General features: G+C 40.3%; 20 protein-coding genes. 8 read left to right on the forward strand and 12 right to left on the reverse strand.

From position 1 onward, the window contains the following. Positions 1 to 739: 739 nt before the first annotated feature. Together AAEZ22_RS04905 and AAEZ22_RS04910 are read left to right on the forward strand one after the other, a co-directional pair. Positions 740 to 3,187, forward strand: a complete 2,448-nt coding sequence (locus AAEZ22_RS04905; RefSeq protein ID WP_352296392.1) for a TonB-dependent receptor plug domain-containing protein — start codon at positions 740 to 742, stop codon at positions 3,185 to 3,187. Between the two features lie 104 nt (positions 3,188 to 3,291). Next, positions 3,292 to 4,659, forward strand: a complete 1,368-nt coding sequence (locus AAEZ22_RS04910) for a hypothetical protein (protein WP_352296395.1) — start codon at positions 3,292 to 3,294, stop codon at positions 4,657 to 4,659. Between the two features lie 49 nt (positions 4,660 to 4,708). On the opposite strand, the gene AAEZ22_RS04915 is transcribed toward AAEZ22_RS04910, so the two are convergent. The 8 genes from AAEZ22_RS04915 to AAEZ22_RS04950 form a co-directional block, all read right to left on the reverse strand. Beyond that, positions 4,709 to 4,963: a DUF3862 domain-containing protein gene (locus AAEZ22_RS04915; protein ID WP_197182522.1), complete on the reverse strand. Its 255-nt coding sequence runs from the start codon at positions 4,961 to 4,963 to the stop codon at positions 4,709 to 4,711. A gap of 25 nt (positions 4,964 to 4,988) precedes the next feature. Continuing rightward, a complete protein-coding gene (locus AAEZ22_RS04920; RefSeq protein WP_352296398.1) occupies positions 4,989 to 5,825 on the reverse strand; it encodes a peptidoglycan binding protein CsiV in 837 nt (278 codons plus the stop codon). Next, on the reverse strand, positions 5,825 to 9,298 hold the full coding sequence (mfd, locus tag AAEZ22_RS04925) for a transcription-repair coupling factor (protein WP_352296401.1): 3,474 nt from the start codon (positions 9,296 to 9,298) through the stop codon (positions 5,825 to 5,827). The genes AAEZ22_RS04920 and mfd overlap by 1 nt, the downstream gene beginning before the upstream one ends. 61 nt (positions 9,299 to 9,359) lie before the next feature. After that, complete coding sequence (locus tag AAEZ22_RS04930) at positions 9,360 to 10,253, reverse strand: carbon-nitrogen hydrolase (RefSeq protein WP_086994936.1); 894 nt, start codon at positions 10,251 to 10,253, stop codon at positions 9,360 to 9,362. Further along, positions 10,250 to 11,305, reverse strand: coding sequence for an agmatine deiminase family protein (locus AAEZ22_RS04935; RefSeq protein ID WP_352296404.1), 1,056 nt, complete (start codon positions 11,303 to 11,305; stop codon positions 10,250 to 10,252). The genes AAEZ22_RS04930 and AAEZ22_RS04935 overlap by 4 nt, the downstream gene beginning before the upstream one ends. Positions 11,306 to 11,362: 57 nt before the next feature. Continuing rightward, the gene (locus AAEZ22_RS04940; protein ID WP_011328508.1) at positions 11,363 to 11,971 is read right to left on the reverse strand and encodes a PilZ domain-containing protein; all 609 of its coding nucleotides are present in this window, start codon (positions 11,969 to 11,971) and stop codon (positions 11,363 to 11,365) included. Between the two features lie 224 nt (positions 11,972 to 12,195). After that, entirely contained in the window at positions 12,196 to 12,957 is a 762-nt protein-coding gene (locus AAEZ22_RS04945) for a haloacid dehalogenase type II (protein ID WP_041454475.1), read from the reverse strand. Then, on the reverse strand, positions 12,957 to 13,607 hold the full coding sequence (locus tag AAEZ22_RS04950; protein WP_352296407.1) for a peroxiredoxin-like family protein: 651 nt from the start codon (positions 13,605 to 13,607) through the stop codon (positions 12,957 to 12,959). Before AAEZ22_RS04950 ends, AAEZ22_RS04945 begins: the two co-directional genes overlap by 1 nt. 119 nt (positions 13,608 to 13,726) lie before the next feature. On the opposite strand from AAEZ22_RS04950, the gene AAEZ22_RS04955 reads away from it, so the two are divergent. The 3 genes from AAEZ22_RS04955 (at position 13,727) to AAEZ22_RS04965 (ending at position 17,014) form a co-directional block, all read left to right on the forward strand. Further along, the gene (locus AAEZ22_RS04955; protein ID WP_011328505.1) at positions 13,727 to 14,611 is read left to right on the forward strand and encodes a LysR family transcriptional regulator; all 885 of its coding nucleotides are present in this window, start codon (positions 13,727 to 13,729) and stop codon (positions 14,609 to 14,611) included. Positions 14,612 to 14,763: 152 nt separating this feature from the next. After that, the gene (locus AAEZ22_RS04960; RefSeq protein ID WP_352296410.1) at positions 14,764 to 16,122 is read left to right on the forward strand and encodes a c-type cytochrome; all 1,359 of its coding nucleotides are present in this window, start codon (positions 14,764 to 14,766) and stop codon (positions 16,120 to 16,122) included. Next, positions 16,115 to 17,014 carry a c-type cytochrome gene (locus tag AAEZ22_RS04965; RefSeq protein ID WP_011328503.1) on the forward strand — a complete coding sequence of 300 codons (900 nt, stop codon included), beginning with the start codon at positions 16,115 to 16,117 and terminating at the stop codon, positions 17,012 to 17,014. The genes AAEZ22_RS04960 and AAEZ22_RS04965 overlap by 8 nt, the downstream gene beginning before the upstream one ends. Positions 17,015 to 17,225: 211 nt before the next feature. On the opposite strand, the gene AAEZ22_RS04970 is transcribed toward AAEZ22_RS04965, so the two are convergent. After that, on the reverse strand, positions 17,226 to 18,242 hold the full coding sequence (locus AAEZ22_RS04970) for a hypothetical protein (RefSeq protein ID WP_011328502.1): 1,017 nt from the start codon (positions 18,240 to 18,242) through the stop codon (positions 17,226 to 17,228). Between the two features lie 273 nt (positions 18,243 to 18,515). Between AAEZ22_RS04970 and AAEZ22_RS04975 the strand changes: the two genes are divergently transcribed. Genes AAEZ22_RS04975 through AAEZ22_RS04985 form a run of 3 tightly spaced genes read left to right on the forward strand, consistent with a single transcriptional unit; the run spans position 18,516 to position 23,209 of the window. Continuing rightward, positions 18,516 to 19,091, forward strand: a complete 576-nt coding sequence (locus AAEZ22_RS04975) for an RNA polymerase sigma factor (RefSeq protein WP_011328501.1) — start codon at positions 18,516 to 18,518, stop codon at positions 19,089 to 19,091. Beyond that, positions 19,088 to 20,164 (forward strand): FecR family protein, encoded by a 1,077-nt coding sequence (locus AAEZ22_RS04980; protein ID WP_011328500.1) that lies wholly within the window; start codon positions 19,088 to 19,090, stop codon positions 20,162 to 20,164. The genes AAEZ22_RS04975 and AAEZ22_RS04980 overlap by 4 nt, the downstream gene beginning before the upstream one ends. A 45-nt stretch (positions 20,165 to 20,209) precedes the next feature. Next, a complete protein-coding gene (locus AAEZ22_RS04985; RefSeq protein WP_352296414.1) occupies positions 20,210 to 23,209 on the forward strand; it encodes a TonB-dependent receptor plug domain-containing protein in 3,000 nt (999 codons plus the stop codon). Between the two features lie 120 nt (positions 23,210 to 23,329). Here AAEZ22_RS04985 and AAEZ22_RS04990 read toward each other — a convergent pair whose 3' ends face one another. The 3 genes from AAEZ22_RS04990 to aceK all read right to left on the reverse strand — a co-directional run bounded on the left by AAEZ22_RS04990 (position 23,330) and on the right by aceK (position 26,618). Beyond that, positions 23,330 to 23,773 carry a ferritin-like domain-containing protein gene (locus tag AAEZ22_RS04990; RefSeq protein WP_352296417.1) on the reverse strand — a complete coding sequence of 148 codons (444 nt, stop codon included), beginning with the start codon at positions 23,771 to 23,773 and terminating at the stop codon, positions 23,330 to 23,332. Positions 23,774 to 23,946: 173 nt separating this feature from the next. Further along, positions 23,947 to 24,885 carry a LysR family transcriptional regulator gene (locus AAEZ22_RS04995; protein ID WP_011328497.1) on the reverse strand — a complete coding sequence of 313 codons (939 nt, stop codon included), beginning with the start codon at positions 24,883 to 24,885 and terminating at the stop codon, positions 23,947 to 23,949. Positions 24,886 to 24,902: 17 nt separating this feature from the next. Next, the gene (gene aceK / locus AAEZ22_RS05000; protein ID WP_011328496.1) at positions 24,903 to 26,618 is read right to left on the reverse strand and encodes a bifunctional isocitrate dehydrogenase kinase/phosphatase; all 1,716 of its coding nucleotides are present in this window, start codon (positions 26,616 to 26,618) and stop codon (positions 24,903 to 24,905) included. Positions 26,619 to 26,636: the final 18 nt, after the last annotated feature.

Below are 26,636 nucleotides of genomic sequence, written 5' to 3' on the forward strand. Positions count from 1 at the left end.
TTGTGCTTACTCTCTTTAAGTTAAGCGTTACTTTTTATTTCTTGGCGCAGAAAAGCTAAATCCGCAGAGGGTTAGCTTTAGCGCAAGAAGATTAAGCCTACAATAAGAGTACTTCGTACACTCACATCATTTTAGCTAGCACTTAGCACTCCTGCCTTTTGTAATTTTTACTTTCTCTTTTTAATTTCGAAAAATGCATCAATGGTGTTTGGTTAATTAAGTGTACTACTAGGTTTGAGGCAATCATTGCTTCATTAAATTGGTGAATAATTTACTTGTTTAATCTTGGCTGAATAAAAAATCTCTCCTTTAAAAGCTATATATGCGTTAAATCAGACTAATTAATTACTCAAAGCGCATAAATATAGTTATCAATTAACATCTAGTTTTACGGTTTTAATAACCTACTGTGATTAACTTGTTAAATTACCGGTTAAAGGTACATTGTTGAGTTAATTACATTTAATTACAAAGTCCATTAGTTTGATTTCACCTGTGCTTTTAATGTAGCGCAATGCATTTAGTGTATTGATTTTGAAGTGTATTTATTAATTAACAAGGAAACATAGTGTAACGTTTGTACCTTTTTTGGGTGCTGTGTTTTTCGGTTGGTTTTTAATTGGCCTTTCGTTAAGTTTTTGTTCAGTTAATCACGCCTAAGTTGCTGTTTTCTGACTCACAATTCTTATAAAAGTGAGCATTACCATTTAGGTAAATTTTCAACAAGTAGGGTTCATCCATGAAAAAATCAACTCTTGGCTTAGCGGTTATCGCTGCTATTCCAATGTTCTCAAGTGTGCAAGTTTTAGCGGCTGACGAAGCGGCAAAGTCAATTGAAAAAATTCAAGTAACAGGCTCTCGTATTAACCGTACAGATATGGAAACGGCTAGCCCTATTACAGTTATAGGCGATGACTTTATTGCAAAAAGTGGTTACACATCAGTTGCAGACGTGCTTTCTAATCAACCATCAGCGGCAGGGATGAGCTTAGGTGGTTCGAGTAATAATGGTTCAGGTGGTACTGCTACTGTAAACCTACGTGGTATGGGCTCTCAGCGTACTCTAGTATTATTAAATGGTCGTCGTATGGTTTCATCTGGAACCGGTGCAGATTCTTCTGTTGATTTAAATACGATTCCAGTTGCAATGATTAAGTCTATTGAAATTTTAAAAGATGGTGCTTCTGCAGTATACGGTTCAGATGCTATCGCTGGTGTTGTTAATATAATAACCAAGAAAGACTTTGAAGGTTCAGAAGTTAATGTAGAAGGTAGCCGCACTACAAAAGGTGATGGCAATAACTACGGTGTAAGTTTATTACACGGAATGCAAATTGCTGAAGGTAATTTAGTTGTAGGTGCGCAGTATTCAAGCCGCGGCGAAATAATCCAATCAGACAGAAGCTTTGTAGAGCCAGGTCAATCATCATTTATTCCAGAGGGAACACTTGGTGGTAAAATGCCAGATGGAAATGGTGGTTTTATAGACCGTAATAAAGGCTATGATTATACGACTTCTAGCTATGCACAAACACCAAACGACTTGTACAGTATTTTTACTAGCTTTGATAAAGAGTTAGACTCAGATACAACATTTAATGTTGATTTGATGTATACGCGTCGTGATTCGACTCAACAGCTTGCACCACAACCAGCAAATATTGATTTAAAAACAGCTAATTTAGATGCTGCTTATACAAGTGCTTTTGTAGATGGTAAGGGTGCTCTTGCAGATACCTTAGAGTATCGTCGCAGAATGGTTGATGCAGGTCCTCGTATTTATGAGCAAAAAACCGATACCTACAGAGCGTCTGTTGCATTAGCGGGTACGTTAGATAACGACGCTAGCTGGGATGTAAGTGCTACTTATGGCCGTAATGATTCTAAAGATAAAGTTCAAAACTCTATCCATGCAAGCAATGTTGAGCAAAGCATTTATGCTAATCAAGCGCTTTGGTTTGCTGGCGATGCATTAAATCGCGATATGTTAGTGTCAGATGGTGCAATTTACACTGAGTCAAATGAAGGTGGTAACGAGCAGTTTATTCTAGCTGCAGGTTACAGTGCACTAACAGATAACGATATTGGTTATGCAATTGGTGTTGAAAACAGATTTGAAAGTGGTTATTACACTCCAGATATGATCACTCAACGCGGTGAAAGTACAGCGGCACAACAAGATCCAACTGAAGGTGATTACTCAGTACAGTCTGTGTATTTTGAAGCGTCTATGCCAGTGTTTGAGTCAGTAACAATTGAAGGTGCCGCACGTTACGATAACTACTCAACGTTTGGTGGTGCAACAACGTGGAAGCTTGGTGCAACTTGGAACGTAACAGATGAGTTTATGATTCGCTCTGTATTAGCGACTGGCTTTAGAGCACCTAATGTTGCTGAGCTTTTTGGTGGTAACTCAGGCTCTTTCGATTACCTAGAAGATCCATGGGGTAATGAGCAAGACCCTCAAATCGAAGTAAATTACACCAGTGACAAAAACCTTAAAGCAGAAGAAAGTAAGTCATTTACTTTTGGTATGGTATGGGAAATTACTGATGGCTTATCAAGCACCATGGATTACTGGAAGTTTGATATAACTGATGCAATTACGCGTCTAGACGTTCAGAACGAAATGAGAAATTGTTTTGCTGGTACGCTTGAGTCATGTTCATCAATCAATATTACATCAACAGGTGATTTATCAAATATGAGTTCAGCATTAACAAATGTTGGCTCGCAAAAAACATCTGGTGTTGATTGGAATATCTCATACAAAGCAGATAACTATGCTATCAACCTTGATACAACATACTTAATCGAATTTGAACAAGATGATATTGATTACACAGGCACTATCGATGGCAATATCGGTGGCTATGCTAAAATCAAATCAAATCTATCTGTAAATTACGATGTAAGCGAAGCTTTAAGCTTTCTTTATAATGCAAGATTCGTTAAAGGAATGGATGGCGAGTATTACGGTGACTTCTTTAGCACTGACAATACTGTTTATCATGATATTTCTATGAGCTACAGCGTAAGTGATGATTTACGCATTACTGGTGGTATGAATAATATCTTTGATAAAGAGCCTGAGTCTGTATTAGGTGGTAATGATATGGGAACAGTTCCTGAGATATACGATGTAATTGGTTCGCGTATTTTTGCGAGTGTTAATTTTAAATTTTAATTAGCAGAATAAATATTTTAAGGCCTAGTTTTTACTAGGCCTTTTTTATTGAACAAAATACTTCAGGCAAGTACACTAAGGAGCTATATTACAAGGAGATTTAATTGTTAAAGCAAGATGAGAATTTATCTTTTATTATTGAACCGCAGCTGGGCCAACGCTCAGAGCAACGCCTTGATTTATACTTTTCTATTCCCAACGAAATGGGCGTGAATGCACAAACCCTTAGTGAAGAATCCTATTTTAATAATCAATTTAAATCTTATTTAGCTTATAACGCCAATAATATTCACCTACCGCTAGTGCGAAGCCGTTTTGTAAGTAAAAACAAAGGTGAGCAGCGAGATTACCGACAAAACCTCAATTTGTATTGTTATCAGGTGCGCTTGGCTATTGATGCAGATATTAAAGAAACCCTCAAAATAGAAGACCCTGATGAATTTTATCAACGGGCGGGTGAGCTGTGCGAGCAAAGCCAAAGCTTATTAAGAAAACTAAGGCGTTATACCCCTGAAGATGAAAAGCTAATTTCATTTTACACCAATGCCGATAACTACCTTAGTTGGCAAATAGAGCAGTCGTTTTTAAAACTGCTTGATGAAGGGCCACGCAGTAGTGACTATGCCAAAGAGCGCAACGACTTAGTTAACTTTTGTAAGTCAGAAAGCAGCTATCGAGAAGAGCAACAATATAATTCAGAATCAACCCTTAAAGATGCAAACCGCATTACTAATAAAATGCGGTTATTGCAGCGTTTAATTGAACATGGCGTAATTTTAAACCGCCAAACTCGCTATCTTAATAGTTATTTAAAACGTTTAGTTAAGGGCTCGGTAACCGCTGTAATTATGGCGTTAGTGATGATAGTTATACTCAATGCACGCGCTACTTTTACAGAAGTGACTGCAACATTAATCTTAATATTGGGGCTTATTTATGGCCTTCGCGAAATATTTAAAGAAGATATAACCCGAATCATTTGGCGATCTATTGTGCGTGGGCGGCCTAAGTGGCGGTTTGTTTTTAAAAATAGCGTGACCAAAGACAAAGTTGCGAGCCAGCTTATTTGGTTAGAATATACGCGCTTTAAAAATATTCCAAAAGAAGTACGTGCTATTTTCTCCAAACGCCGTCAACAAAATAAGCTTGCTGCACAGTGGTTACACTTTGCTAGCGAAACGCGTGTAAATGCCCGCGAGTTTTTACCGGGTTACGATAGTTTGCATCAAACACTGCAATTTAGCCTTGCGCCGTTTTCTCGCTATCTTAAAAAAGGTGAGGGTAAGTTATATCATCTTGAGAGTAATAAGGTTTCTAAGCAGGCTGTGGAGCGTCGTTATCAATTAAATATGGTGTTAGTACTAACTGAGCGAGATAAAAAATTGTATCAGCGTTATAAAATAACCATGAACCGCAGTAAAATAGTTAATATTGAACTTATTTACTCAGATGACGGTACTAAGCAGGAATAACAAAGGCTGCAACCGTTTACACCCCATGTTATTGCTCAAAGGGTTAGCGTTAGTTGTTCGCTAACCCTGTTTTGGTAAATAAAGTTACCTTGTTTGACACGAGTATAATTTCGATATTTTTCGCATCGTCACCCCAAACGCAGTTGGTATGCAGTGTTTTCTCTACGCAGTTATCAGCGCTTCCTAAAAAAACTTCGACTTCTGATTTATCCATACCAATTTTTATTTTTTCGTAGTTCTCTACATTTACTTTAGAACAGGCTGCTAGGCTTAGCGTTGCTGCAATAATTAGGAGTTTTTTCATTGTTATTTCCTATGTGTTAAATAACTTAATGTTTGAATTTTCTAATTTGGACGATCATTCCCATTCTAGGGTGATCAAAGTAGTGTATTTCTTCACTTATTACTCGTCTGAATTGTGAAAAACGAGCCGCTTCTATTTCACCACTATCGCGCTTTTGGCTAATATCGAAATTAGCGGTTATGTATAAATAATGGCGTAAATGTATTTTAAATAAACCGTCGAGTTCCCACTTCATAGTGGGTTCTTCAGGTGCATTAAAAAAAGAATTTTGCGAGTTAACCAAGCTAACAAAGTCTGGGTTTGCATAATTTTGGGCGCTTTGCTCTGCACTTTTAATGTGCTCGCCGGCGATTAAATGCATGCTAGGTGCACGCGACTTGCTTGCCCCCTCAAAACGCCAGCCAGTATGTAATAGTGGCGTTAATCCTTTGCGGTCTAGAGCTTGGCGTTGGCTTTTAAATTGCAGTTGTGTTGGCGCTAAAAGGTATGTTTGCTGCATTGTATCTTGTGCAGCTACAAGCGGTGTTACCGGTAGCTGATCGTAACTTTTTAAATAATCAATACTGTTGTCACACACTCCAGATTGCTGATTGGAGTTAACTAGAGAATCTGTAAAAGAGCGTTTTTCAAAGCGTGTATCGCCATCAATACACGCTTGCATAGCTTGCTCAGTGTAAAGTGGGGTGAGTAAATCAAGTGTATTTTTATCTTCAATAGCTGGTCTTTTAAGGCTAAAGTCTTCTTGTAAGTACGGAGCAGGGCGTTGTTTAAATACCAGTACTTCTACTTCAAACCAGCGCTCAGCAATTGCGGTGCTGCTAAATAAGCAGCATAAAATAATAAGCGATTTTTTTAGCAACATTAATGGCTAACCTTTTTTTCGAAATCTGCAAGCATTGCAGTGACCATTTTCAAGCGTTCGCGGGCATTTGCCTCGCTAATAACAAAGCGCAGTTTATTTGCGCCATCCATTTTGTACACGCGCGGTGCACTTTGTATCAAGCCTATGATGAAGCTAGGATTAACCTTAGTGTTTTGGCTAAATTCAAAGTAACCACCTTTCGGGTTTGCCTCAATTTTTGTTATACCTAAATCACTTGCTCGCATTTTTAATTGCTGCAGGCTAAAGAGGTTTTTAGCCGCGTCGGGTAATAAGCCAAAGCGGTCGATTAATTCTACCTGCAATTCGTCCATATCGGCAACATTAGCACAACTAGCAACGCGCTTGTACATACCTAAACGTGCGTTCACATCGTAAATATAATCATCGGGTAATAAAGCCGGTAGCTTTAAGTCTACCTCAGTTTGTTTTTGCAAGAGGTTTTCAAGGGTGGGCTCTTTGCCTTCTCGCAATGCTTTTACTGCTTGTTCAAGCATTTCCATGTATAAGCTAAAGCCAATGGTTTGCATTTGTCCTGATTGATCATCACCTAAAAGCTCACCCGCACCACGAATTTCTAAATCGTGGGTTGCTAGTGCAAAACCTGCGCCTAAGTCTTCTAATGACTCTATTGCTTGTAAGCGTTTGCTTGCATCTTTAGAAAGAGCTTTAGGATCGCCTGTTAATAAGTAGGCATAAGCTTGGTGATGGCTGCGACCAACACGTCCACGTAATTGATGTAACTGCGCTAAACCTAGTTTGTCGGCTCTATCCATAATTATGGTGTTAGCAGTTGGTATGTCAATACCGGTTTCTATTATAGTGGTACACACTAATACGTTGTATTTTTGGTGGTAAAAGTCAGCCATTATTTGCTCAAGCTCTTGCTCGCGCATTTGCCCATGTGCACTGGTTACGCTTGCCTCGGGCACCCATTCACTTATTTCTTGTGCTACGCGCTCAATTGTCTCTACGTTATTATGTAAAAAGTAAACTTGGCCACCGCGTTTAATTTCTCTAAGTACTGCTTCACGTATTAATTCTACATCGCGTTGACGCACAAAGGTTTTTACTGCTAAACGCTTTGCAGGTGGAGTGGCAATAATAGATAAGTCGCGCATACCGCTCATGGCCATATTTAAGGTACGCGGGATAGGCGTTGCAGTTAAAGTGAGTATGTCGACATCGGCGCGTAGCGCTTTAATCTTCTCCTTTTGGCGCACCCCAAAGCGATGTTCTTCATCAACAATTAATAAGCCTAAATCGTTAAATATAATATCAGCCTGGATCAGTTTATGAGTACCAATGACAATATCGAGCTTGCCGTTGGCCATTTTTTCAAGCGTGTCTTTTTGCTCTTTAGGTGAGTTAAAACGCGACAGTACACCTACCTCAATAGGAAAGTCGGCAAAACGGTCTTTAAAGTTTTCAAAGTGTTGTTGGGCAAGTAATGTTGTAGGCACCAAAATAGCTACTTGTTTGTTATCGTTAACAGCTACAAATGCGGCGCGCATGGCGACTTCGGTTTTACCAAAGCCTACATCGCCACACACTAAACGGTCCATGGCTTGTTTTGATTGCATATCGCCTAATACGGCTTCAATGGCATTGCGTTGATCGTCGGTTTCTTCAAACGGGAAGCTGTCGCTAAATTGGCGATAAGCTGGGGCATCGAGGGTAAATTTATTCCCTGGTTTTGCTTGGCGCTGAGCGTAAATATCAAGTAACTCAGCGGCTACATCGCGCACTTTTTCAGCAGCACGTTTTTTAGCTTTGTCCCATGCATCTGAGCCAAGTTTATGCAGTGGTGCACTGGTTTCTTCGCCGCCCGAATAACGACTTAGCATATGCAGCGCCGAAACCGGTACATACAATTTTGCTTCACTGGCGTAAGTAATGGTAACAAATTCAGTGGTAATGCCTGCGGCATCTATGGTTTGCAAACCTTGATAGCGACCAACGCCGTGATCAAGATGCACAATAGGTTGGCCTTCTTTAAGTTCGGCTAAGTTACGAATTAGTGCATCTTGGCTGGCTTGGTATTTATGCTTACGGCGACGGCGCTGCGATACTTTTATGCCAAGCAGTTCTTGTTCGGTGATAATAGATAAACTAGGTTTAGTACCTAATACAACACTTTGCTCCAGTGGGCTAACAATTAGGCCAACATCGCTTTGGCTTTTTGTAAACTGCTCAAAACTAGTAAATTCTTTAAACTTTAAGCCGCTAGGTTTTAATACTCCCAGTAATGACTCGCGCCGGCCATCCGACTCTACGCTTAGTAAAATACGGCCTTTGTGCTTTTTTTGCGCCGCTACATAGTTTATAAACGCACCGTAAGGTTCGCTTTGTTTATGATCAATGCGAATAACAGGTAATTCACTAACAGTTAAATTTTTATTGCCTGCTTTTGTACCTAGTTTTGCTTGAGATAAGCGAATACGCGCATAATTTCCTAAATTAGCAAACAATTCATTAATGGGTTGATACAGCGCGCTTGGCTCTAATAATGGACGCAGTGGGTCTACGCGGCGGTTTTCATAGCGCACGTTTACGTCATGCCAAAAATTATCGGCGGCATGTTCTAAATCACCGAGCTGCATTACCGTTGTGGTTTCAGGTAGGTAATCAAAAATAGTGGCCAGTTGCTCGAAAAACAGTGGCATATAATATTCTATACCGGCAGGCCAATTACCTTTACTCACTTGCATGTAAACAGAGTCTTGCTGCGCGCTGGCACCAAACTTCTCACGGTACGCTATTCTAAAGCGTTCAATGTCGGCTTCGTTAGTGGGGAATTCGTGTGCCGGGAGCAGTTCAATTTTATCTACTTTTTCATCTGAGCGCTGGGTTTCAACATCAAATAAACGAATGCTGTCGAGCTCGTCGTCAAAAAAGTCGAGTCTAAAAGGATGCGGGCTGCCCATAGGATATAAGTCGACAATAGAGCCGCGAATGGCGTACTCGCCGTGCTCCATTACTTGCTGTACGTTTAAATAACCCGCTTGTTCTAAATTATTTCTGAAATTATGAGTATCGAGCTTATCACCCACCTTAAAGTTAATTGTGGACCCATAAATAAACGAAGCCGGGGCGGTGCGCAGCATTAAGGTAGAAACAGGGACAATTAAAACACTTTGTTGCTCGTTTTTGAGCGTATTTAAAGTGGCTAAACGGGCAGAAATAATATCTTGATGAGGAGAAAAGTGGTCGTAAGGCAGGGTTTCCCAGTCAGGAAATATCATTACCGGGTTGTCGGGCAATAAATATTCTAGCTCGGTTTCAAGGCGCAGGGCGCTTGGCGTGTCTGGGGTTACAATTAATACTAAATTGTCTTGTTGTTTTACACCCTCAGCAATAGCAATGCTTAAACCGCTGCCGCTAAGTTGCCCCCATTGAATTTTATCTTTTTGAGATTTCACCCAAGGCAAGGCTGCCCATTGCTCAAACGCCATTTATTACTCCATTTATAAATTGGCCCTAATTTATTATGTAATAAGGGCCAAGTAATTTTATTTAATCGCGGTAAATTTTTGTTAAGTCTTGGTAGTGATCAATTCTGCGGTCGCGTAAATACGGCCAAATACGTCTTACGTTTTCGCTGCGCTGTTGATCAAGCTCAATTACTAAAATTTGCTCGTCAGTATTATTAGCCTCAGCAAGTAATTCACCTTGTGGCCCTGCAATAAAAGAGTTCCCCCAAAATTGAATCCCTTCGCTTTGTTCACTTGGGTCTTGCTCGACTCCAACGCGGTTACAACTAATTACCGGTACACCATTGGCAATCGCATGGGCGCGCTGGCTAATAACCCACGCATCTTTTTGGCGGGTTTGTTCATCGCTATCATCACGCGGATCCCAGCCTATTGCAGTTGGATAAATAAGTAGCTCAGCACCGGCCATTGCCATTAAGCGTGCAGCTTCAGGAAACCACTGATCCCAACATACTAATACGCCCAATTTACCTACTGAGGTTTGAATTGGCTCAAAGCCTAAATCGCCTGGAGTAAAGTAAAATTTTTCGTAAAAACCAGGGTCATCGGGAATATGCATTTTACGGTATTTACCGGCAATACTGCCGTCATTTTCAAGTACTACAGCGGTATTGTGATAAAGGCCGGTAGCACGTTTTTCAAATAACGACGCCACAATTACAATGCTTAACTCTTTTGCCAGCTCACCTAAAGTATGCGTGCTTGGGCCTGGAATGGTTTCGGCTAAATCAAACACGTCTACATCTTCGGTTTGGCAAAAGTACAGGCTACGGTGTAGCTCTTGCAGCACAACTAATTTAGCGCCTTTGCTGGCTGCTTCACGAATTGCGGCAATCGACTTTGCCATATTTTGCTCAGCATTATCGCTATTGCTTTGTTGTACGAGTGCAACGGTTAATTTTGCAGGGCTGGTCATTGAGCTGCTCCAGTTAAAAATCCACGTGGGAGTTGCATTGTTATACAGTGCAAACTGCCAAATTGTTCAATAATAGGTAGGCAATTAATGCCCACAATTGTGTGCTCTGGGTACGCTTGTTGAATTTGCGCTAAGGCGAGCTTATCGCTTACATCATCGTATGTTGGTACTAATACCGTATTATTAATAATTAAATAGTTAGCATAGGTGGCAGGCAAACGTGTTTGCTCATCGCCATACACTGCTTTGGGCCAAGGTAAGGCAATTAAATTATATGGGGTGTTATCGGTAGTTTTAAAGCCTTGAAGCTGTTTTTCCATCGCATGCAGCGCGTTGTAATGCTCATCGGTTTTATCATCGCACTGTACATAAACAAGGGTATTGTTTGGTGCAAAGCGAACTAGCGTGTCTATGTGGCTGTCGGTGTCGTCGCCCGCTAAATAACCATGCTTAACCCATAAAAAGTCAGTTGCTCCTAAGTGCTGTTTTAACAGTGTTGCAATGTCACTTGGGGTTAAATTTGGGTTGCGGTTTTTATTGAGCAAACATTCACTGGTAGTAAGTAATACGCCGTGTTCGTTTATTTCAATGCCACCGCCTTCAAGCACCATATCTACTGCTTGGTAGTCATTATTTGTATCGCTAAGCTCATTGACTAAAACACGGTTTATTTGATTATCTAAATTACTTGCAAATTTATTACCCCAACCGTTAAAGGTAAAATCATACACTTTAAGCTGATTAGGGTTATTTATAGCGGCGCAAGTAAGGGGGCCGTGATCGCGTGCCCATGTATCATTTGTTGGTGTAACTATAAAGTGAACACAGTTTAAGGGGACGTTGGCGGCGTGCAATAGCGCAATAACATGCTCTTTTACAGGCTCACTGTGCGCTACAATAACTAACTGTTGAACTGCGGTAATATGTTTTGCAAGCGCTACATAAACAGGCTCAACGCGTGCTAAGTTTTCAGCCCAATCGGTGTTTTTATGCGGCCAAGTTAGCATAACAGCGTCTTGCTCGGCCCATTCTGGTAAAAGTCTAAAATTCATGAGTAATTGATACAAATTAAGGTAGCGCTAGTTTAGCAGTTTGAGTGTACATGTCAGCTATTTATCATCTGCTTGCATGTTTTGTGATTGCTCTAATTGCTGGCGTTTTTTTAGTTGTCGGGTTTGCGCATGCAAACTGGCTCTAACGACTAGTTCTTGGTCGCTGTCTCTTATGGCTATAAAGAGTAAAGTGTATTGGTAATGCTCGGTATCGATTTTTTTAATTGCAACGACTTCGGTATAGCAATAAACAGCTGACGCTTCATGGTGTAAAAAAAGTTTAGTCCGAAATTTTTGCCCTAAAGAATAAACATCCTCTGTTGTAAATTTTACGCCACCGCCGCCATAACTATCGCAATAAATAGCGTTATCTTCGCTTTGCTCTGAGGCGAGAACATGGCTCATTATTAAGTCTATTTTACGTGATTGCGCTTGTAAAAAAACTGCTAGCTCTTGGGCAACATCACCTAAATTACGCAGTGGTCCAAGCGCGCTTTGCTCTAAGCTACTTACTTCATTAGCGAGTTTAAATAAAGGGGGAATGTCTGCGTCTAACTGGGTAAGGTTTTTTGGAACGGCGTTATCATCAACTATGTATAGGTTTACACGGTTACTTTCATCAATTTGAAAATACTGTTCAAACTCACTTAATCTTTGACTGTTCATAGCACTCTCCGCAACACATTTAAGTAATAATAGCGCCCTTAGTGCTAAATTACTAGAATATATGTTTTTTGAATAACTGCTTGAATACTTTATTTATATTCATTTTATAAATATAAAAAAACGGCCAACGTTATCCTAACATTGGCCGCTGGGGTATTGATTAATTTTTACCACTTTAATCATGGCACATAGATGCCGTATGGGGAGGAGACCATTACATCAGGTTATTTAAGCAGCTCGGTTAACTCATGTAAGTTTTTTACAACATGATCTGGTTTTTTAGCCAGTGGGTAAAGTGCTTTACCTGGGCGTGCAATAAAAGTGGTTTGTAAACCGGCTGCTTTTGCGCCGGCTACGTCCCAACCATGTGCTGCAACCATCATGGCTTCATTTGGTTTTACATTAAGTTTTTTAAGTACCCATTGGTACGCACGTAAGTCAGGCTTGTACACTTTAATATCTTCAATGCTGTAGCGCTCGTCAAAATAATGGGTTAAACCAGCGCTTTCAAATTGTGCTTGTACGCCTTTATTTGAAGAGTTTGTTAGGCTAACCAGCTTATAACCTTGTGCTCTTAATGCAGCTAAACCTGCTTTTACGTCTGCGTGTGGAGGCAGTGTTAATAATGGTGTAACAATCGCGGTTTTTGCTTGCTCGCTGGTAATATTAATATTGTTGTTTTGTGCCACCATTAATAATGACGCTACGCCAATTTGGCCAAAGTCTTGGTAATCGCCAATTACAGTTGATACCAACGAGTGGTGTAGCATAGTAGAAAACCACAATGGTAATAAATCTTCTCGCCCACCAAGTGCTTCGCCTATAGAAGCGCGCATTGAATCTAGATCAAGGAGTGTTTCGTTAACGTCAAAAATTAACACTTTAGGTTTATTTGAGGTTTGTTCGGCCATAGTATCTCCAGATAATAGGCTTGCGCCTAAAATTAATGAAAGGGTTAGGGTTTTTAGGGATGTTAATACAGACATTATTTACTCTCAGATTTCAAAACGTTTAATACATCAAAAGGTTCAGCGCGTAGGGTGTAGTCTTCAGTTACAAATGCGTAAGTGATCACACCTTGTTGATTAATAACATAAGTGGCCGGTAGTGGTAGTTGAAAGCTTTTATCGCCGTAGTAGTGCTCAAAATCAATACCAAATTCGGTATATAACGCTTGAATACGCTCATCGAGTGTAAACAATAAACCGAACTGCTTGGCTATTTTATTACTTACATCTGAAAGTACATCAAATTCAAGGTCATTTTTTTGCGCCGTTGACAGTGTTTCATCAGGAAGTTGTGGTGAAATGGCAATTAACTGTGCATTTTGCGCTTTAAATTGTGGTAAGTAATCATTTAGGGCTTTTAACTCTAAATTGCAATAAGGGCACCAGCCACCACGGTAAAAGCTAATAATTACTGGGCCTTGTTTTAATAATGTCGCAAGTTCAACCGTGTTCTCTTGATGATTAGCCAAGCTAAAATTGGTAACTTTTTGCCCTACCTGTAATGCATTATCTTTAATGTGCTGGGCAATAAGCTCTGCGTTTGTCGTATTCATTAGTGCTAAAACATCTGCAGGGAGCTTTGCTTCTTTTTGCACGTTATAGGCGTCAATTTGCGCTTTTAAACTCATATATAACCTCAATAATTAAGTTACGTTAGATTATATAGTTTTAGTTATTTAAATATAGATTGCAAAAGTGAAAGCTTCATTCGAAAATATTAAACATTGAAAACCCAAAGTAGCTTTTTATGTATAACATAAGTGATTTAGAAACTTTTATAGCCGTAGTAGAGAATAAAGGTGTACTTGCAGCTGCGCGCGAGCAAGGTTTATCGCCAGCAACAGTGAGCCATCGCCTTAGTAAATTAGAGCGAGAGTTGTCTACTGTTTTAGTCTTTAGGGATAGTCGGCGAGTACGTTTATCGCCTGCAGGAGAGGTGTTTTACACGCGTGTGGGCGCTATTATTGAGGCACTGCACGATGCAGAGCATAGTATAGGTGCTCGCAGCTCAACTGTGAGTGGGTTGCTAAGGGTAACTATGCCACCGTGGATTTTTTCTAAGTATGTTATGCCTAAGCTCAGCGAGTTTGAAAGTGAATATCCTCAATTAAAACTCGACTTTTTAATTACGGACCACTTTATTAATGTGGTTGATGATGCTCAAGATGTGGCTATAAGAGTAGGGCAGTTAAACGACTCTGGCATGTTGTCGCGTAAAATAGTCAATAATAGCCGTGTGTTATGTGCAGCGCCTAGCTATATAAATAAACAGGGTATGCCAAGTAATTTAACCGAGCTTGCGGCGCATTATTGGGTATGTTTGCCGTGGCAAAAGCAATTAAAATTATTTGACGAGCAAGGCAAAATCCACAGTTTTAATGCTAAAACCCGCTTTACTATTTCAAACTCAGATAACATGACCCAAGCTGCCATTGCTGGGCATGGCATTGCAATTAAATCAAAAATAGCAATTGGTGAAGAGCTTGCAAATGGCACCTTAGTTGAAGTTATGCCCGGTGTAATGGCGCAAAGCGACGCACCAGTATGGTTTTTACGGCCACAAAACAGCTTAACCACACGTAAAACTGAGGTGTTTTTTAACTTTATAAAGTCATTATTTGTTGCATGCTAACTATATAAGCGGTTGCATGACGCTTTTATTATGAGCAGCGCATGCGTTAGATCAACCTTTGTTCTTATACTCATTTGAGAATATTTTATTGTTGTTATTATCTCCCTCAGGCTTATTGGCCGTTTTATTTCTTTGAGGGATTAAATTTAACAATGAAAAAAGTGACGTACATTGTGTTAGTAGGTATTGCACTCTTGGTGTTTGCCTTTATGGGCGCTAAGCTCATTCCTATTACTTTAGCACCACCTTTAGCTGCAACACATAAAGTAGATATTAACGATCAAACGCTCATTGCTCAGGGCGAATACTACGCACGAGTTGCTGACTGTGTTGCGTGCCATACGGCACCCGGCGGAAAACCTTTTGCGGGTGGCTTAGGCATGCAAACACCTATGGGGGCTATTTATTCTACAAATATTACTCCCGACATCGAAACAGGCATTGGTAGTTATAGCTACGCCGATTTTGAACGTGCAGTTAGAAAAGGCATTCGCCAAGATAACCAACCGCTTTATCCTGCTATGCCTTTTGTGTCATATAAAATAGTAAATGATGCTGAAATAGAGGCAATGTACGCGTATTTTATGTCAAGCGTTAGCGCAGTAAAGCAACAAAATCAACAAACAACCATTCCATGGCCTGCAAGTATGCGTTGGCCATTAGCATGGTGGCATGCATTATTTTCACCAGCGCGTAGCTTTACAGCTAACCCCAATTTAACGACTGAGCAAAATCAGGGTGCCTATTTAGTTGAGGGATTAGCTCACTGCGGTGCGTGCCATACGCCACGTGGTATTGCTTTTCAAGAAAAGGCGCTATCAGATGATGAATCGGGTCAGTTTGTATCAGGCTCAGTACTGGAGGGCTGGTATGCTAAAAGTTTACGTAATGAAGGGTTAGGCTTAGCAACCTGGAAACAAGCCGATATTGTTGAATTTTTAAAAACAGGACGTACCGACAAAACTGCCGCATTTGGCAGCATGGCCGATGTAGTGGCGCATAGTACGCGGTACTTTACTGATAAAGATTTAAACGCTATTGCTAGCTATTTGCATCAGTTAGCACCGCGCCCTGGGTATGAAAAAAATTGGCAGTCAAAAGCAGATACCACTACAAGTGCATTGCGGGCAGGTGACTTTTCGGCCTCTGGTGCTTTGTTGTATATGGAGCAGTGCGCCGCGTGTCATCGTTTAGATGGAAAAGGCGCACCACGTATTTTTCCAGCATTGGCTGGTAACTCTATTGTGTTTGCAGAAGATCCCAGTTCGTTAATTCAAGTCACTTTAGCAGGGGGTGAAATGGCAACAACCGCGCACGATGTAATGACATTTACTATGCCTGAGTTTTATCATTTAAAAAACCAAGAGTTAGCCGATGTTTTAAACTTTATTCGCAACAGTTGGGGCAATCATGGCAGCCATATTTCAACTCGAGATGTTGCGACTATGCGCCGTGTAGTTGACCATGCTCCGGTACATTATGTACCCGCAAAGGAGATAGAAAATGAATAAGTTACTAGGGATAAGCGTGCTTGTAGTTGTAATTTCGGTTGCTGCTTACATGGGTTATGAAAGCCGTTTTTATGATGCGCCTGATGCAAAAACTTACGATGTAATTAATGCCGAAGGTAAAGTGATTGATCAATTTACCATTCCTAAAATTACCGATGTAGTAGGCCACAAAGATGAAGAGGCTATTTTATACGGTATGCGCTTACTTAACGAAACGGCGCGCTTATTGCCCGATAATGTAGGTAACGGGCTCAATTGCAATAGTTGCCATATGGGGCAAGGTAAACGAGAGTTGGGGGCACCCTATATAAATACTTATAATCGCTATCCGCGCTTTAATCCGCGTGCGCAACGCGTACTTGATTTAAACGAGCGTATTAACGGCTGTTTTCAACGTTCGATGAATGGTAAACCAATCCCAATAGATTCGCCAGAAATGCAAGGTATGCATGCTTATATGAAATGGTTGGGTGGTGATGTGGCACCGGGCAATACCGTTAAGCTAACTAGCCTAGAGTTTTTTAAAGTAGGCAAATATACAGCAAACGCAAATAACGGTGCACAGGTTTATGCAGCGCAATGCGGTACTTGTCATGGCAGTGATGGCGAGGGGATAAAAGATCAATTTGGTGATTATATTTTCCCACCATTATGGGGCGATGACTCATTTAACATTGGGGCAGGTATGGCACGAGCCTCTCGAGCAGGTGCATTTGTTATTCATAACATGCCATTGAGTGTGAGTCGTGAAGCGCCGCTTGGGCAGATCACTTTATCAGAGCAAGAGGTTGTTGATGTTGTGGAATACTTTACTAAAAAGCCACGTCCAGACTTTGCAGGTAAAGAAAACGATTGGCCAGGTATGGATAATCCTGCTGATTCTCGTTATTAATACAGCATGCATAACCGCTTAAGCTAACAAGGTTAAGCTAACAAGGTTAAGCTAACAAGGTTAAGCGGTTTTTTATTGCTGTAATGTACTTAGTTAAAACTCAGATTATTTACTCTGTGTATACTAGGGTAGTACAAAAAACGCGCCGTTTTGGCGCATTTTTATTGGCATAACATAAACCTAATATTTGAATTAAGACCATTACCTCAGATTATTTAAAATTCCACATTGACCATATACCTACTTCATTTTGAGTTCGCTCAACTGTTGCACTATCAATATTACTTTGCTTAGCAACAAGCGCCAGCGTTAAATAAGAAGTTGCCTTATAATCAACACCTAGTTGTATGTAATCACGTTCTAAACTAGCGTTTAAACGTCTATTAGGGTTGATTGTATCGTACCGAGCAAATGCAGAGTAACCCGGTTTAAAAGCATAACTTGCCCAGGTCCCCCAGCCGCTGCTAGCGTCTTGCGGTATTTTGTTAACTTGGTTCCAGTTGTCGTTATATACATATTCAACGCCAAAACGTACCCCTTGATGCAGGTAACTTAGCGCTGCATTGAAACGCTCTGCAGTATGATTTTTCTCGGCCTCGTCTTTATCAAGTGCGCGTGTACCTTGATAAGCACCTAAAGCAAAATCAAATTGTTTATTTATATGCCACACAGCCGATGCTTCTAAATCAATTCGATCGCCCACAGTTGGCTTTTGAAAACCACCCCCAGTAATAGCCGATACAGCATACGAAAAGTGCGCCGATTTATGACCATAATGAATACCTAAATCGGTTGGACCGGCTAATTTGTTTTTTGGCGTTAAGCTCGGATCAACATAACGATACCCTACACGGCGTGCGATGTAATCAATCCATGGCAGTTCAGCAACACCAATTTTAAGCGTACTTCCTTGATTAAAATTGCGTTTTATATAAGCATGACGAAACCAAATGTCGGTAGGGTCTTGCTGGCGTTGCCACTGCACATCTGTGGTCACTGTTAATGACCAGTCATCATTAAATTGATGGTCTAAATTAAGATAAAAGCGCTTTACATCAAGTTGCCAATCTTCAATATCCTGGTGCTGATCGTCAATTTGAATATTACTAAAATTCGCAAATACTTGGCTCGATAACGTGGTTTGCGATGCGCTCACCGGTGCACTAATAACAAGCAATCCACTTGCTGCTAATAATACAGAAACACTTAAACTTGTTTTATTAAACACCACAAAACTCCCTTAGGTTGCTTACATTCAAGCGAGATAAATTTTGCATATTATAGCTTTTTAGTTGTTGCACCACGAACTTGCTAATACGTTATTTAGCTAAAGCATGACTTAGGTCAAAATGCAGGTTTATTACTGTTTTAATAACATATAAAGAGACTTTTAACGCAACGAAAAAATAACCGCGGATTAACAATTTACCTTGTAATTAACGTTAAAATTAGTCATCTTAACAAACTTAGGTTTATACAATAATAAGGGATGAAATTAAGGATGGCGCGAGGACTCAAATTAGCCACTACATTTACAGAGTTATCGACTCATTTACGCCGCTTTGTTTCACGAATAGTGTTACCTGACGACGTAGAAGATATAGTGCAAGAAACCTTTATTAAAAGCTACGAAGCTGATTTAAAACAAGATATTCAATTTACGCGTAGTTACATGCTCAAAACTGCTAAACACCTTGCCCTTAATCATATTGCTAAATGGGATAATAAATTTAGCGACTCCCTTTGTGATGATCATGAATTACCAAAGTTACTTAAATCAATACAACTAGAGGACGAGTACACCTCGAAAGAGCGTTTTTTATTGTTTTGTCGGGCAACAGAGCAACTAAGCTTGACGGTTCGTAAGTGTTTTATATTAAAAAAAGTGTACGGTATGAGCCAAAAAGAAATTGCCCAGCAACTACAGTTAAGTCAAAGCACAGTAGAAAAACATATTGCAAAAGGGTTACTACAAACCATGCTATACATGCGAGAGCATTCTCAGGATGAAAATGAGCAGTATAAAAAGCACGACACCGCTGCTCAAAAGCCAACTATAGTGAGTGTGGCAAAATGAGTAATATTCATCAATTTACACCAAAAGATTTAATTTTAGAAACAGCAGCTAATTGGATAAGCGCGATAGATCGCGGTTTAAACAAGGTTGAAAAAGAGCAATTTAAATTATGGATGCTGCAAAGTAATGCACACCAAGACGCCGTTTACGAACTCGCTAAGTTGTGGGACGAACTGAGCGTATTAAACGAGTTAAGCACTTTATTTCCGCATAAAAACAATACCGAGGAAAAAAGTAAATGGGTGTTTTCGTATGGTATCGCGGCCAGCTTATTTGCTGCGTTAATGATTTGCAGTTACTTATTGGTTAATTTAGAGACTGGTTATAACCAAGCCCTAGCGAAAGTTAATTATACTAAAATTTATAAAACCAAGGTGGGAGAGCAAGCCACTTACGTACTGCCCGATGGCACCATAGTGCAACTTAATACCAACAGCCTATTAGAGGTTGCCTATAGTAAAGGGCGCAGACAGTTATTACTGAGTAGAGGGGAAGGGCGTTTTAATGTTGCTAAAGATGCTACGCGGCCATTTAGTGTGATGGCAGGTGATAAAAGCTTTACAGCATTAGGCACTGTATTTAATGTGCAGCGCAATACCTCATCTCATTTAGAATTAGTGGTAACCGAAGGAAAAGTGATGATCACTGATCCGAGTGTAGCTGTTGATGCTAACGATTTTAAAGCCTATCAACTAGCCGATAACAGCACCCAAAAAATTAGAAAAATAAACGCAAATATTGTGCTCTCAGGCGAAAAAGCAATTATAGAAAAAAGTGTTACAGCGCCTATTAAACGCCTCTCTGCTGACGATGTGCAACGAGATTTAGCGTGGCAAAATGGCATGCTAATTTTTAACGGAGAACAATTAAGCGATGCCTTAAATGAAGTTAGCCGTTATACCGCTACTCGGTTTGAGCTTTCATCGGCAGAGCTTGCGAATATTAAAGTTGCAGGGGTATTTAAAGCGGGTGATGTTGCTGGGCTACTTGAAAGTTTAAAAACAAATTTTTCGATTGATCACGAACGCTTAGGTGAGCACGTAGTTAGCCTTAAACGTCAAACTAAGTCATAAATAGCAGCGCCTAAAATCATGCTAATGTTGGATTAAGTTGCAATTATGAACATGCAAAGTAAAAAATATATTAATAAAAAGAATAAAACCTATAGAGGATTTTTGTTTGCCAACTGTTTATATAAGTTGCGCAGTAACCAAACGCATTTATTGTGTAGTTTGAGTGTGCTTGCATCGGCTTTTTTTAGCTTGAATGTTTTAGCCACAGTAACTACCGGGCAAATGGTGCAATTTGATATAAAAGCGCAGCGAGCAGACAAAGCTTTAATAGAATTTGCTAAGCAAACTGAGCAAACCGTGGTGTTTTCTTATGAGTTAGCTAAACAATATAATGCAAATTCGCTTTATGGTTTTTACACCCAATTAGATGCACTGGAGGCACTGTTAGGTGACACTAAGCTCGATGCGGTTGTTGATCAAAATGGTTTACTGAGTATAAAACTCAAACAAATCAATAGGAAAAATAACAACATGATGAAGCTTTCAGGCGTTAGTGCAGCAATATTGCCTGCATTACTTGCTGCAAACACTCAGGGCGTTAATGCTGCTGAAGATGTTGCCCAAGAAAAAATAGAAAAAATTGCCATTGTCGGGAGTCGTGTAGCAGGTCGTTCAGTTGAAGATTTACCTGTTCCGGTTGATATTTTAAGTGCAGAAGCACTAGAGAATAAAGGGCAAACAGAAGTGGGCAGAATGCTGCAGTCAATTGCGCCTTCGTTTAACTTTTCAAGCTCGTCAATTAGTGATGGCACCGACGCCCTTCGCCCAGCAACACTGCGTGGTTTAGGCCCAGATCAAACATTAGTACTTATTAACGGTAAGCGCCGCCATCAAGCCAGTATTATTCATATTAATACTTCAGTAGGTCGTGGTACAGCGGGTACCGATATGAATGCTATTCCGGCGTCGGCAATTAAGCGCATTGAAGTACTGCGTGACGGTGCTGCAGCGCAATATGGCTCAGATGCCATAGCGGGTGTTATTAATATAGTACTCAAAGATGGTAGCGAAGGTGGTAAAGCCGCAATTAACTATGGCCAATATTCAGAAGGCGATGGTGAAACGATAAACCTTGATTTTAATAAGGGTTTTGCTTTAGGTGATAAAGGTTACGTAAATACTACACTTAACTACCGTGATCGTGCGCCAACTAACCGTGCCGGTTTACATGGCTCTTGCCAATTTAATGGTTGTACAACACTTGATGACGGCACTTTAGTAGCGGGCGATCCGCGAGAGCTAACAGCCGACAGAGATACCTTTAGAATAGGCGATGCCGACTCACAACAATTTGGCTTAATTGTAAGCACAGGTTATGAGTTAGGTGATGGCGAACTATACGGTTTTATTACTTATTCAACGCGCGATAACGAGTCGGCAGCGTTTTTCAGGCACAATGCCAACGGTGGCGGTAATACGGTTTTACAAGATAACGATGCGACAATTCAGGCTGGCTTTTTGCCAAAAATTAACACCACTATCGACGATATTTCGTATAACTTTGGTTACAAAACGCAATTTGATAACGATGCTAGCTTAGACTTATCGTACACCTATGGTGAAAACAGTATTGATTACACTACCAGTGACACAATTAACGCCTCGTACGCTAACTTTTTACGCTACGACCAAGGCTTAAGCGCTGCTGATATTCGCGCCACTATTCCGCGTGAAGCCTATGCTTACGGTATGGAATTATCGCTACAAACGCTTAATTTAGATTTTACTCAAAATTTTGATGATTACTCACTCGCTATGGGCGCAGAAATTCGCACCGATGAGTATCGCATTTTAGAAGGCAGCGAATACGCATACCGAGATTACGACACTAATAACGGCGTAAGTATATACGACGGTTTAAGCGGTGGCGTTGGCAGCGAAGATGCTTCGGGCGGCACGCAAGGTTTTGGTGGTTCATCGCCAATGTCATCGGTTGATGAGTCGCGTGATGTGATTTCGTTCTACCTTGATGCTGAAACCTATATTATTGAAGACGTTATTTTATCGGGCGCACTGCGCTACGATAATTATAAAGGCTTTGGTGATACGGTTAACTTTAAACTAGCGGGTAACTGGTCGATTACTGACGATATATCACTGCGTGGTGCATTAAGCTCAGGTTTTAGAGCGCCGTCAATGCAGCAGCTGTATTTTAATAATATCAGTACTCAATTTGTTGTTGACGATGTTACTGGCAACTTAGTTGCCGAAGAAGTCGGTACTTTTAGAAACGACTCAACATTAGCGCAAAGCTTAGGTATTCCAAAATTAACAGAAGAAAAGTCGCAAAACCGCAGCTTAGGTATAGTGTATAACGTAACAGACAATATTAACGTAACGCTCGACTATTACTCAATTGATATAGACGATCGTATAGTTATCAGTAATCGTTTAGGTAAAGGGTTATCGCCAAGTCTTGACGCTGCATTAATAAGCTCAGGTGCTGGTGCGGGTCAGTTTTTCTTAAATGGTGCTGATACAGAAACGCAAGGTATTGACTTTGTTGCTACCTGGAACACTGAAGGGTTAGGCGGTACGCTTGATTTTACCTTAGCAGCTAACTTTACTAAAACCGATGTGGTGTCGTTATTTACTCCTGCAGGTTCAGGTTTAGAAACAGTACCGGTTGAGGACGTGTTCTCTGACCAAGAAATTTCTATTATTGAAGAGTGGCAACCAGAGGATCGCATCAACTTAAGTGCGCTTTATCAACGTGATGATTGGACAGTTAACTTGTCACTTAATCGCTTTGGTGAGTACACAGTAGAAGATGGCGGCCGCCAGACCTACGGTGCCGAAATATTAACTGATGTTAAAGTAAATTACTTTGTAACTGAGAACTTATCGGTAAATATTGGTGCAAATAACTTATTTGATGTCTACCCAGATGAAAATACTATAGGTAATTCACGTACTGGTACTATTGTAGACGCCCAAGGCAATACCATTGTAAGCAGCCCAGGGGTATTTAAATACTCTCGCCGTTCAGCCCCATTTGGCTTTAACGGTGCGTATTACTACCTAGGTGCAGAATACCGATTTTAATTATAGATACTCCCATTTTTATACTTAATATAAAGCCCAGCATTTAAGAATGCTGGGCTTTTTTAATTGTTTAACCTGAGCTCAGCTTTAGGTTGAGTTATTATCCAGAATTTAGGCTACTTACTGCTTTTTCATTCGGCTCATTTCAGCATGACAGCTTTGCATTGTTAGTAATGCTTTAGCTAGTACAGCTTCGCAGTCTGCGGGTTGTGGTTCTTTCATTGCATCTTTAATTTCTTCGAGGGTTTTATCCTCAACTTCTTCTAGCTCTTTAATATACGTATCGTCGTTATTGCTGCTAAATTTAGTGATAAGCGCAGTGTAAGCACGGCGCGCTTCTACCGCAAATGATGAGCCATCTTCACGTTCGCCTTGTTCATTAACAGCAAAAGGTTGTAAGCGTTCAACGGTTACCTTACGCGCATCAATCATGCGCTGGAAAAGGGCGGCAACAGCGGGATCTTTTACGTTCTGTTGGGCTTTTTCGTAAAAATCTATACCACTATTCATTACTTGGATGATGTCAGAAATATGATTTACTTCATTACTTTGATGGGTGTTCATAATGACCTCTCTTATAAATGAAATTAAATGTTCATTTATATAAAAGCAAAGGTTGTTCCACTATAAGAACTTTCGTAGTAGTTTGTTTTTATTGAAATAAATATATAGTGAGGATGATGTTTGCTTACTTATTAGATTAAGTAAGCAAATTTTACAAAGCTTTTGTAACGGTATTACTTAAGTTCTTCAGCAACTTCGGCTACTTTTTGACGTAACCAAATATGACTAGCATCGCGATGTAACAACGGGCTCCAAATCATATCTAACTCAAACGGTGGAATAGGAAAAGGAGGTTCTAATATTTTAAGACTAGGATCGTCTATATAAATGTTAGCTGCTTTGGAGGGCAATGTTGCTATTAAGTTTTGTACTTTGGCTAAATGTACTGCCACATGGTAGTTACGGGTAAAGGTGGCAATATTACGGTGTTTACCAAAATGAGCGAGTGCTTCATCAACCCAGCCGAGTTTTTGCACATCTTTAGGATCCATTCCTACGCCTACACCAAAACCGGTTTTACTTACCCAAATATGGCGTGCTTTTAAGTAGCTCTCTAGGCTAAAATTGTCAATAATCGGGTTATCGGATTTAACTAAACAGCAAAAACTGTCTTTCCAAATGCGTTTATGATGAAACGATTGCGGTAGGTTTTCAAAGCGATTGATTGCCATATCCACTTTGCCATTTTCCACATCATGAAAGGTCACATCACTAGGGGTGAGTATATCTAAGGTGGTGTCGGGGGCTTCTGCGTGTAATTTACTTAATAGCTTGGGCGCTAAAGTACTGGCCGCATAGTCACTGGCCATTATTCTAAATACGCGTTTACTTTGGCTTGCTTCAAACTCACGATTAGGCGCAAGTGTTTCCTCTAGGGTCATTAATATTCCGCGAATAACGGGTTGTAACTCTAACGCGCGCTCTGTGGGTACCATGCCATCGCTGGTGCGTACTAAAATAGGATCGTTAAATAAGTTACGAAGGCGCTTTAAGCCATTGCTCATGGCAGGTTGAGTAATACTTAACCGGTTTGCTGCGCGGGTAACATTACATTCGCGCAATAAAGTATCGAGATAAACCAGTAAATTTAAATCTATTTTACTTATATTCATTGTGTGTCCTTAACGCTTTACCAGTGATGGATAAAACGTTGTGCTGTCGGGTATGGATAAATATGGCTAACCTGACCATTTTTAATATTTTGCTGTGCTTGCTTCCAAAAGTTAACATCAATAAGCTCTGGATGTGTGCTCATTAAAAACTGCTTGTAGATTGGGTTAGGCATTACAAAGGTGCAAAGTTGCTCAGGAAATACATCTTGCGGTGCAACCGAATAGCTTTGCTCATCCATTAAGTAGTCGTCATACGTTTTTGCTTTAGGCAGTGCTCTAAAATTCATGTCGGTTAAATATTGCACTTCATCGTAATCATAAAAAATAATACGTTTGTGTTTACTAACACCAAAGTTTTTTAACAGCATGTCGCCGGGAAATATGTTAACAGCAATCATTTCTTTTAGTGCCTGGCCGTACTCTTCAATCGCATCGGCGGCACTGGCATCATCGGCATTTTCTAAAAATAGATTAAGCGGTGTCATGCGTCGCTCAATATATAAATGTTTGATAATTAGCCAGTCGCCTTCAATTACCATGGATGAGCCAATGGTTTGGTGTAACTGCTGCAACAAGTTACTATCAAACCGCGCTAAAGGAAATACGACGTTAGAATACTCTATGGTGTCGGCCATGCGGCCAACCCGATCGTGTTTTTTAACTAACTGGTAGCGCTTTAAAACGGTATCACGACCAAAAGGTTTACTTTCGCCAAATTTATCTTTAATAACTTTAAATACATAGCCGAATGAGGGCAGGGTAAATACCATCATCACCATGCCTGGTGTACCAGGGGCAATAGTAAATTCGTCGTTAGAGTGAGTTAAATGATTTAAAAACTCGCGGTAAAACTCGGTTTTACCTTGTTTATGAAAGCCAATAGCGTTGTAGAGCTCAGCTATGGTTTTATTGGGCATTAATTGGTTTAAAAATCGCACTAATGCGCAAGGCGCATGGGTTTCTACCATAAAGTAGGCACGCGCAAAACCAAAAATAACTCGCATTTGCGACGATTTAGTAAGTAGTGCGTCTAGGTACAAGCCTTTATCTTCATGGTGTAGTACTGCAATAATAAACGGTTGTACGCCGCTTTGCGATACCACTCGCCCTACAATATAGGCAGCTTTGTTACGGTAAAATGGAGTGTGCAGTATATCAAAGCGCATTTGCCAGGCTTTATGGTGCGTATCGGGCGCTTGTTTATAAAATGCTTTTACCAGCAGTCGTATGTCTCGTTCTAAGTTTACAAAGGGGGCTTTAAAATCAAAGTGATTAATGATCTGTTTAATTGTGGGCTTTAGGCCGTCAACCACAGGAAAATAGCTGCGATACTCAGCTTCTACTGGCACTGCAGGCGCATCTTTTAGAGTGGCTTCTACAAAAATAAAGTCGTTATGAAAATAACGGCGATGATACAGGCGGCAAAATACCGAGTTATAAAAAGTTTCGGCAAGCTCAGCCTGAGGATGAAAACATAAAAAATGTTGATAGAGCTTTTTTACTTCTAGCCACAGCTGTTCGTCGAGTTGTTCGGTTTGTTGTTGTCGAAGTGTGGCGGTGGTTTCGTTAACCCGATCATCATAATGGCTAATACGTAATCGGCTTATATCATTAATTGCTTGCCAGTCTCTTTTAGCAAACGCCAGCGGTGCTTTTGCCGTGGTTTTTTGAAATAACAGGTAGTGCTTTTTAAAGCCCGTTAAAATTAATTCAGCAATATGACGAGGCTGCATCATTACTCCTTATTAGAC

It is taken from the genome of Pseudoalteromonas sp. 20-MNA-CIBAN-0454 (assembly GCF_040308685.1).
In the GTDB taxonomy this organism is placed as follows: Bacteria; Pseudomonadota; Gammaproteobacteria; order Enterobacterales; family Alteromonadaceae; genus Pseudoalteromonas; species Pseudoalteromonas nigrifaciens.

Bases quoted from the DNA above. Each gene is read 5' to 3' on its own strand.
- AAEZ22_RS04905 (WP_352296392.1), top strand. From the start codon at position 740: ATGAAAAAATCAACTCTTGGCTTAGCGGTTATCGCTGCTATTCCAATG.
- AAEZ22_RS04915 (WP_197182522.1), bottom strand. From the start codon at position 4,963: ATGAAAAAACTCCTAATTATTGCAGCAACGCTAAGCCTAGCAGCCTGT.
- AAEZ22_RS04920 (WP_352296398.1), bottom strand. From the start codon at position 5,825: ATGTTGCTAAAAAAATCGCTTATTATTTTATGCTGCTTATTTAGCAGC.
- mfd (WP_352296401.1), bottom strand. From the start codon at position 9,298: ATGGCGTTTGAGCAATGGGCAGCCTTGCCTTGGGTGAAATCTCAAAAA.
- AAEZ22_RS04930 (WP_086994936.1), bottom strand. From the start codon at position 10,253: ATGACCAGCCCTGCAAAATTAACCGTTGCACTCGTACAACAAAGCAAT.
- AAEZ22_RS04935 (WP_352296404.1), bottom strand. From the start codon at position 11,305: ATGAATTTTAGACTTTTACCAGAATGGGCCGAGCAAGACGCTGTTATG.
- AAEZ22_RS04940 (WP_011328508.1), bottom strand. From the start codon at position 11,971: ATGAACAGTCAAAGATTAAGTGAGTTTGAACAGTATTTTCAAATTGAT.
- AAEZ22_RS04945 (WP_041454475.1), bottom strand. From the start codon at position 12,957: ATGTCTGTATTAACATCCCTAAAAACCCTAACCCTTTCATTAATTTTA.
- AAEZ22_RS04950 (WP_352296407.1), bottom strand. From the start codon at position 13,607: ATGAGTTTAAAAGCGCAAATTGACGCCTATAACGTGCAAAAAGAAGCA.
- AAEZ22_RS04955 (WP_011328505.1), top strand. From the start codon at position 13,727: ATGTATAACATAAGTGATTTAGAAACTTTTATAGCCGTAGTAGAGAAT.
- AAEZ22_RS04960 (WP_352296410.1), top strand. From the start codon at position 14,764: ATGAAAAAAGTGACGTACATTGTGTTAGTAGGTATTGCACTCTTGGTG.
- AAEZ22_RS04965 (WP_011328503.1), top strand. From the start codon at position 16,115: ATGAATAAGTTACTAGGGATAAGCGTGCTTGTAGTTGTAATTTCGGTT.
- AAEZ22_RS04975 (WP_011328501.1), top strand. From the start codon at position 18,516: ATGGCGCGAGGACTCAAATTAGCCACTACATTTACAGAGTTATCGACT.
- AAEZ22_RS04980 (WP_011328500.1), top strand. From the start codon at position 19,088: ATGAGTAATATTCATCAATTTACACCAAAAGATTTAATTTTAGAAACA.
- AAEZ22_RS04985 (WP_352296414.1), top strand. From the start codon at position 20,210: ATGAACATGCAAAGTAAAAAATATATTAATAAAAAGAATAAAACCTAT.
- AAEZ22_RS04990 (WP_352296417.1), bottom strand. From the start codon at position 23,773: ATGAACACCCATCAAAGTAATGAAGTAAATCATATTTCTGACATCATC.
- AAEZ22_RS04995 (WP_011328497.1), bottom strand. From the start codon at position 24,885: ATGAATATAAGTAAAATAGATTTAAATTTACTGGTTTATCTCGATACT.
- aceK (WP_011328496.1), bottom strand. From the start codon at position 26,618: ATGCAGCCTCGTCATATTGCTGAATTAATTTTAACGGGCTTTAAAAAG.